This window comes from Bacillus sp. P4_D3, from assembly GCF_056401855.1.
In genome coordinates this window covers 1-8,639 of the sequence record NZ_JBFUIN010000118.1, presented here as the reverse complement: position 1 = coordinate 8,639, position 8,639 = coordinate 1, and the positions used below count along the sequence as shown (strand labels likewise).

Genomic DNA, 8,639 nt, shown 5'->3' with positions numbered 1-8,639 from the left:
TCGTATACACCGTTTCATTCTTTTCAAATGAGAATATTTTTGGACCAAAACCAATCGCAAACTCGCGGCACAAAATACCTGCTCTTTTTGCGAAATATAGATGCCCTAGCTCATGGAAAAATACGAGTGCACCGAAAATTAATATAAAGGCAATCGCTGTATTCAATTCCATAACCACCTTTGCTAAATTTGTTCCATCACAAACCGTCTTGTGGCTGCGTCAATTTCCTGAATTTCCTCTAAGCTCGGACGTGCAATGACAGTGTGATGGTGCATTGCTTTTTCAATGAGGTCTTCCACTGTTAAGAAACCAATTCTCTTTTGTAAAAAAGCTTCAACAGCTACTTCATTTGCCGCATTCATTACAGCCGGCATACTTCCACCTGTCTTTCCAGCTTCATACGCAAAACGTAGACAACGGAAACGCTCTTGATTCATTTTCTCAAAATGCAATGTTCCCATTTCCCATAAATTTAACTGTTTCGTGTCTGAAAGAGGTAATCTATCAGGATATGTAAGCGCGTATTGAATCGGTACTCGCATATCAGGTGAGCCAAGCTGTGCCATTACACTACGATCTTCAAATTCAACCATAGAATGAATAATACTTTCTTTATGTAGAACAACATCGATTTGCTCATAAGGGATACCAAAAAGCCAGTGTGCTTCAATTACTTCTAGCCCCTTATTCATCATTGTAGCAGAATCAATTGTAATTTTCGAACCCATTGACCAGTTTGGATGACGAAGTGCATCTTCTACGGTCACTTGATGCAATTCATCTCTCGTTTTATCACGAAAACTTCCGCCTGAAGCAGTTATAATTAAGCGAGAGATTCTTTTTTCATTTTCACCATTCAAGCATTGAAAAATAGCTGAATGTTCACTGTCTACTGGAAGTAACGATACATTATGTTTTCGTGCTGCTTCCATTACAAGATGCCCTGCAGTTACTAACGTTTCTTTATTTGCAATTCCAATTGTTTTTTTCGCCTCAATTGCGCGGAGTGTAGGTAACAACCCTACGCTACCTACAACAGCATTCACTACAATTTCTGTATCTGGGTGTAGCGCTACTTCTAATAAGCCTTCGCTACCATATACTACTTTTGTATTACCAGAAACAGCTTGTAATTTTAAAACATCTTCCTCTCTTTGCACAGAGACAATTTGCGGAGAAAATTCTTGAATTACCTTTACTGCATAATCAACATTTTTCCCTACAGAAAAAGCAACGAGACGGAATTGGTCTGGGTGCGAGCGTAACACATCTAATGTTTGTGTACCGATTGATCCGCTTGCACCTAGTAAACTAATGTTTTTCATGACTCCAACCCCTCGTTCATTTATTAATTGTATTGTAATAAGAAGTATAGAATTGGTAACACAAATAACCAACTATCTGTTCGATCTAAAATACCACCATGTCCAGGTAAGATTGTACCGGAATCCTTTACACCATAATGGCGTTTAAAGGCAGATTGCACTAAATCACCAATTTGTCCAAAAATAGAAATGATAATCGTCAGAACGATTAAAATTCCTACATTCGCTTCAACTGGGAAGAACATGTTATAAACAAGTGCAACAACAATTCCACAAACAATACCGCCTAATGAACCTTCAATCGTTTTATTCGGACTAATTTCTGGCCACAATTTTCTTTTTCCAAATGCTTTTCCTATGAAATAGGCACCTGAATCAGTTGCCCATATGACAAATAGTGCACAGAACACATATTTGATTCCTAATATTCTCGTTTCATTTAAATATAAGAATCCCATTCCAACATATGTCGTTGCCATAAGTAAAAATGAAGCATTGTCAAAAGTAAATGTATTCTTAGAAAGGACTGTATATGATAAAAGTAATAAAACAATCACAAATGTGATTTCTAATTTACCTAATCCAATCCACGTAAACAGTTCTGATGCACTACTCGGAATTAAAATAATCCACAATAATACTGCAGCTAAAACTGTTGGTACCGAAATAAGCGTAAGCTTGTTCATACGAATTAATTCATATAAACCTATAGAAGCAAGTGCATACACTAAAACTGTAAAAGGCACGCCACCGTAAATTACGATGGGAATGAATAGCGCGGCAGCAATCACTCCAGTAATAATTCTCTGTTTCACTACCAAACCCTCTCTTTCTACACGCCTCCGAATCTGCGCCCTCTATGTTGAAAGTCTGTAATCGCATTTAGCAAATGTTCCTCGGTAAAATCTGGCCAATACACATCTGTAAACCAAAATTCCGAATAAGCAATTTGCCATAACATGAAATTACTAATACGTAGCTCTCCGCTTGTACGGATTAACAGCTCTGGATCAGGTAAAGAACTCGTCATTAAGTAAGAAGAAATCATTTCTTCACTTATTTCTTCCGAACGAATTTTTCCTTCCTCACTATCTTTCATCATATGTTGCACAGCAGAAACGATTTCATCTCGACTTCCATAGTTTAACGCGAAATTAAGAATTAATCCCGTATTCTCTTTCGTATCTTCCATGGCTTTTTCCATCGCTCTGCGCGTATGCGTAGGAAGACGATCTTTTTGCCCTATTACTCGGACTTGTACATTTTCTTCAATCAACTCTGGTAAAAATGCACCTAAAAATTCTTCTGGAAGCTTCATCAAATAATCAACTTCTTTTTTCGGTCTTTTCCAGTTCTCAGTCGAAAAAGCATAAAGAGTTAATACTTTCACATCAAGCTTACTTGCAAATTTTGTGATTTTCTTCACAACTTGCATACCTTCATGATGACCAGCAATGCGAGGCATGGCTCTTCTCTTTGCCCATCTTCCATTACCATCCATAATAATAGCAATATGTTCTGGGATATATCCTTTTTTCACTTTTTCAATGAGATGATCAAACGATGTGACCTTTTTACTTTTAAAAAAAGGAAACTTTTTAAACATCATTCATACCCTCCAACAAGCAGACGTATGCCTAAAAGTGTAAAAAGACCCCCTTAAGAAGAGGGTCATATTTGCGAAATTATCGCTATTACACTTCCATAATTTCTTTTTCTTTGTTTTTTGCGATTTCGTCAACTTTTGCAATATATTTATCTGTTTCTTTTTGGATATCTTCAGTATATCCTCTTAAATCATCTTCTGTAATGYCGCCAGCTTTTTCAAGCTTCTTAAGGTCATCATTACTGTCACGACGTACGTTACGAACAGCAACTTTTGCTTCCTCAGCATATTTTTTCACAACTTTTACAAGATCACGACGACGCTCTTCTGTTAATGCAGGGAATGCAATACGAATTACAGTTCCATCATTAGAAGGGTTTAAGCCTAAATCTGCTTTTAAAATTGCTTTTTCAATATCACCGATAGAAGTTTTATCGTAAGGTTGAATTACAAGCAAACGTGCTTCTGGAACTGTAATGTTCGCTAATTGCACAACTGGTGTTGGTGCACCATAGTAATCAACTTGTACCTTATCTAATACAGACGAGCTTGCACGACCAGCGCGAACTGTTGCTAATTCACGAGAATAAGCAGCAACTGCTTTTTCCATTTTTTCATTTGAAGACTTCAATACTTGTTGTCCCATAATTTATTTCCCCCTTACAACTGTTCCAATATTTTCGCCWAAAACGGCACGTTTAATGTTACCTTTTTCCATAACCGAGAATACAATTAATGGAATATCATTATCCATACATAAAGAAGAAGCTGTAGAATCCATTACACCTAAACCTGCTTTTAGTACATCTAAGTAAGTAAGTGTTTCGTATTTCGTAGCTGTTGGGTCAATAGATGGATCTGCACTATATACGCCATCCACATTATTTTTCGCCATTAAAATAACGTCCGCTTCGATTTCAGCTGCACGTAATGCTGCTGTTGTATCTGTAGAGAAGTATGGGTTACCAGTACCTGCAGCAAAGATAACAACACGTTTTTTCTCTAAATGACGAATTGCTTTACGACGAATGTAAGGCTCTGCCACTTGACGCATCTCAATTGAAGTTTGTACGCGAGTTTGAATTCCAATATTCTCTAAGCTATCTTGAAGAGCTAATGAATTCATAACTGTTGCCAACATGCCCATGTAATCTGCTCCTGCACGATCCATGCCCATTTCGCTTCCAATTTTCCCACGCCAAATGTTACCGCCACCAACAACAACAGCAACCTCTACATCAAGTTCTGCAATTTCTTTCACTTGTTCCGCAACCGACTTAATAACAGCTGGGTTAATTCCAAATCCTTGCTCGCCAGCTAAAGCTTCTCCGCTTAGCTTTAAAACGACACGATCATATTTCGGTTTACTCATAATGAACCTCCAATTGCTTACATCTTTATTTTAAAAAAGGGAACACAATGTGTTCCCTAATCTGTATTAGTTGTTACCTTTTACTTGGTTCATTACTTCTTCAGCAAAGTTGTCTTCGCGTTTTTCGATACCTTCACCAACAGCGTAGCGAACGAATCCTTTTAATGTTCCGCCTTTAGACTCAACGAATTGACGAACTTTCATATCAGGGTTCTTAACGAATGTTTGGTCAAGTAAGCAAATCTCTTCAAAGAATTTGCCAAGACGGCCTTCTACCATTTTCGCAACGATTTTTTCAGGCTTGCCTTCGTTTAAAGCTTGTTGTGTTAATACTTGACGCTCATGCTCAACTTCTTCAGCTGTTACAGCATCGCGGTCGATGTATTTAGGGTTAACTGCTGCAATGTGCATTGCTACATCTTTAGCAGCTGCTTCATCAGTAGAACCTTCAAGAACTGTTAATACACCAATACGTCCACCCATGTGTAGGTAAGCGCCGAATGCATCTGCATCAGTTTTTGATACGATTTCGAAACGACGAAGTGTAAGTTTTTCACCAATTTTAGCGATTGCTTCATTGATGTACTCTTCTACTGTTTTGCCGCCTTCAATTGTTTGAGCCATAGCTTCTTCAACGTTAGCAGGTTTGTTAGCTAATAAGTGAGCAGCTAATTCTTTAATTAATGCTTGGAAACCTTCGTTTTTCGCAACGAAATCAGTTTCAGAGTTTAATTCTAAGATTAAACCTTCGTTACCGTTTGTTTCGATGAAAGTTAAACCTTCAGCAGCGATGCGGTCTGCTTTTTTAGCAGCTTTCGCAATACCTTTTTCACGTAAGAAGTCAATTGCTTTCTCCATGTCGCCATTAGTTTCAGTTAAAGCTTTTTTGCAGTCCATCATACCTGCGCCAGTTTTTCCGCGAAGTTCTTTTACCATTTGTGCAGTGATTGCCATATTTTTCATCCTCCTAAAATATGTATTTATACCTTTTATAAAGGTGTTTATACCTTAAAAAAGGTGATAAAAGGCCGAACCCCTTATCACCTTTCCAAATTTGTTACGCAGTAACAGTTTCTTCACCTTGTTTTGTTTCAAGGATCGCGTCTGCCATTTTAGATGTAAGAAGTTTTACAGCACGAATTGCATCATCGTTTGCTGGAATAACGTGATCGATTTCGTCCGGATCACAGTTTGTATCAACGATACCGATGATTGGAATGTGTAATTTGCGTGCTTCAGCAACTGCAATACGCTCTTTACGAGGGTCTACTATGAATAATGCACTTGGAAGACCTTTCATATCTTTAATACCGCCTAAGAATTTCTCAAGACGCTCTAACTCTTTTTTAAGTTGAACAACTTCTTTCTTAGGAAGTACTTCGAAAGTACCATCTTCTTGCATTCTTTCGATATCTTTAAGACGCTTGATACGTTTTTGGATTGTTTGGAAGTTTGTTAAAGTTCCACCTAACCAACGTTGGTTAACGAAGTACATACCAGCACGAGTTGCTTCTTCTTTAATAGCTTCTTGTGCTTGTTTTTTAGTACCTACGAATAAAATGTCTCCACCTTCAGCAGCGATGTCACGCATCGTGCGGTAAGCTTCCTCAACTTTTTTCACAGTTTTTTGTAAGTCGATGATGTAGATACCGTTACGCTCTGTGAAGATGTAACGCTTCATTTTCGGGTTCCAACGACGAGTTTGATGTCCGAAATGAACACCAGCTTCAAGCAATTGTTTCATAGAAATTACTGACATAATTTAGTTCCTCCTAAATGGTTTTTGATATCCTCCGTTTACTTCGTCTCTAAGCGAAACTACGAACGTAGCACCAACACTTAAATCAGTAAACGTGTGTACTTTGTACTGACACCACTGCTTACTATATCATACTGAAATATTACAATCAAGTCGAAAATGCGAACAATGTAAAACTTTCTTTTTTTCACGCTCAAATTCTAGTATTACCAACCTTCAATTCCTTTAAGCAAGGAATTGAAGGTTAATTAATAGTTTTCTAATGAACGTTGTCATGACGCCTTACGTAAGCAAAATCATTCTCTTAAAAAAAAACAAAAAACTCTCCTCAACCGAGGAGAGTTTTTTTATAAATTAGTTTGTTTTCAATTTAGCAAGTTCCTGTAGAAACTTGTCGTTTAGCACTTTAATGTATGTTCCTTTCATACCTAAAGAGCGAGACTCAATAACACCAGCACTTTCTAATTTACGTAGTGCATTTACGATTACAGAACGAGTAATTCCTACGCGATCAGCAATTTTACTTGCAACAAGTAAACCTTCTGTTCCGTTTAATTCTTCGAAGATATGCTCGATTGCTTCTAACTCACTGTAAGATAATGAGCTAATCGCCATTTGAACAACAGCTTTACTACGTGCTTCCTCTTCGATTTCTTCTGCTTTTTCACGTAAGATTTCCATACCTACTACAGTTGAGCTGTATTCAGCAAGAATTAAATCATCGTCTAAGAACTCTTGACCAAGACGAGCTAATACTAGTGTACCTAGACGCTCACCGCCACCAACGATTGGTACGATTGTAGTTAAACCTTGACCGAATAATTCTCTATTTTCTACTGGGAATGCTGTGTAGTCACTATCCACACCTAAATTTGAAGATGTTTCTGTAACATGGAATAAGCTTTGCGTATACTCTTCTGGGAATTGACGCTCTGCAAGCATGTGCTTCATACGTTCGTTCTCGATTTGTTGGTGAATCGCATATCCTAATAATTTACCGCGACGACTTACAACGAACACGTTCGCTTCAATTACTTCACACATTGTGTCAGACATCTCTCTAAAGTTTACAGGCTTTCCTGCTGCGCTCTGTAATAACGCATTTAATTTTCTCGTTTTTGCTAATAATTCCATTTCAAAATTTCCTCCTACATGTTACTTACATATTTTTTCATCACTTGGAAACTAGGGCGAGTCACCTGATGACACTATTACAAAATAAACTGGCTCACATCTTTATTTTTAGCTATTGTCGCTAATTTTTCCTCAACATATTGAGGTGTTATCGTTATTTTCTCTAACGTAATTTCAGATGCCTCAAACGATAAATCTTCAAGGAGCTTCTCCATAACAGTATGAAGTCTTCTCGCTCCAATATTATCTGTATCCTGATTAACTTGATAAGCAATCTCAGCAATCTTACGAATAGCTTCGTCTGAAAATTCAATTTCTATACCTTCAGTCGCTAATAACGCCATGTACTGTTTAATTAGCGCATTGTCAGGCTCGATTAATATTTTAACAAAATCATCCGCCGATAATTTTGTTAATTCTACTCGAATCGGAAATCTCCCTTGCAATTCCGGAATTAAATCCGACGGTTTAGACATATGGAACGCTCCAGCTGCAACAAATAAAATATAATCCGTTTTTACTGACCCGTATTTTGTTGCTACATTCGATCCTTCTACAATCGGTAAAATGTCACGTTGCACACCTTCACGCGATACATCTACGCTATTCGACTGCTTACCAGCAATTTTGTCAATTTCATCGATAAAAATAATCCCGAGCTGTTCAGCACGATAAACAGCCTCTTGTGTAACTTCATCCATATCAATTAAGCGCTGTGCCTCTTCATTTGTCAAGAGTTTTCTTGCTTCTTTTACAGAAAGTTTACGTTTTTTCGTTTTTTTCGGCATGATACTTCCTAGTGCATCTTGGAAATTCATTCCCATTTGCTCCATGCCAGTTCCTTGCAACATATCAAACATAGAAGACTGTTGTTCCGTCACTTCGATCGATATCACTTCATCTTCAAGAAGGCCTGCCGCAAGCTTTCTTTCCACATCTTGACGTTTCTTTTCGATTTCATCATCTTCCTCTACATCAGATGTTTGGTTTGAATTTTGATTACCACCAAAAAGCATTTCTAATGGATTTTTAAATCCAGATTGTTTCTCCGGACTCGGCACTAAAATTTCAACAAGACGTTGATTCGCTTGCTCTTCTGCTTTATCTTGAACTTTAACTACCATTTCCTCTTTCACAATGCGAACGGACGTTTCAACAAGATCGCGGACCATCGACTCTACATCTCGACCCACATATCCAACTTCTGTGAATTTCGTCGCTTCAACCTTAATAAAAGGTGCTCCAACGAGTTTCGCCATTCGCCGTGCTACCTCTGTTTTACCAACACCTGTCGGTCCAATCATTAAAATATTTTTAGGTGCAATTTCATCACGTAAATTTTCAACTAATTTACTGCGACGGTATCGATTTCGTAGAGCTACAGCAACCGCTTTCTTTGCATCTTTTTGACCGATGATGTATTGATCTAATTTTTCCACAAT

Annotated in this window: 10 protein-coding genes; all 10 read right to left on the bottom strand. The window is 37.8% G+C overall.

The genetic code is table 11. The features are described 5' to 3' along the window. The coding region (locus AC1DTM_RS13945) for a site-2 protease family protein (protein ID WP_477000369.1) at positions 1–172 on the bottom strand (172 nt) is incomplete at its 3' end. Positions 173–183: 11 nt separating this feature from the next. Continuing rightward, positions 184–1,326: a 1-deoxy-D-xylulose-5-phosphate reductoisomerase gene (dxr, locus tag AC1DTM_RS13940; protein ID WP_002014547.1), complete on the bottom strand. Its 1,143-nt coding sequence runs from the start codon at positions 1,324–1,326 to the stop codon at positions 184–186. A gap of 23 nt (positions 1,327–1,349) precedes the next feature. Next, positions 1,350–2,141, bottom strand: coding sequence for a phosphatidate cytidylyltransferase (gene cdsA, locus AC1DTM_RS13935; protein WP_002160739.1), 792 nt, complete (start codon positions 2,139–2,141; stop codon positions 1,350–1,352). 17 nt (positions 2,142–2,158) lie between these two features. Next, on the bottom strand, positions 2,159–2,935 hold the full coding sequence (gene uppS, locus AC1DTM_RS13930; protein ID WP_002111371.1) for an isoprenyl transferase: 777 nt from the start codon (positions 2,933–2,935) through the stop codon (positions 2,159–2,161). Between the two features lie 85 nt (positions 2,936–3,020). After that, on the bottom strand, positions 3,021–3,578 hold the full coding sequence (gene frr, locus AC1DTM_RS13925; RefSeq protein WP_477000368.1) for a ribosome recycling factor: 558 nt from the start codon (positions 3,576–3,578) through the stop codon (positions 3,021–3,023). 3 nt (positions 3,579–3,581) lie between these two features. After that, positions 3,582–4,304, bottom strand: a complete 723-nt coding sequence (gene pyrH, locus AC1DTM_RS13920; RefSeq protein ID WP_477000367.1) for a UMP kinase — start codon at positions 4,302–4,304, stop codon at positions 3,582–3,584. A gap of 66 nt (positions 4,305–4,370) precedes the next feature. Further along, a complete protein-coding gene (tsf, locus tag AC1DTM_RS13915; protein WP_002160738.1) occupies positions 4,371–5,258 on the bottom strand; it encodes a translation elongation factor Ts in 888 nt (295 codons plus the stop codon). A gap of 103 nt (positions 5,259–5,361) precedes the next feature. Continuing rightward, positions 5,362–6,063 carry a 30S ribosomal protein S2 gene (gene rpsB / locus AC1DTM_RS13910; protein ID WP_002088178.1) on the bottom strand — a complete coding sequence of 234 codons (702 nt, stop codon included), beginning with the start codon at positions 6,061–6,063 and terminating at the stop codon, positions 5,362–5,364. A 354-nt stretch (positions 6,064–6,417) separates the two neighbouring features. After that, positions 6,418–7,197, bottom strand: a complete 780-nt coding sequence (gene codY / locus AC1DTM_RS13905) for a GTP-sensing pleiotropic transcriptional regulator CodY (RefSeq protein WP_002160737.1) — start codon at positions 7,195–7,197, stop codon at positions 6,418–6,420. Between the two features lie 77 nt (positions 7,198–7,274). Continuing rightward, a partial coding sequence (hslU, locus tag AC1DTM_RS13900) for an ATP-dependent protease ATPase subunit HslU (protein ID WP_477000366.1) occupies positions 7,275–8,639 on the bottom strand: 1,365 nt, incomplete at its 5' end.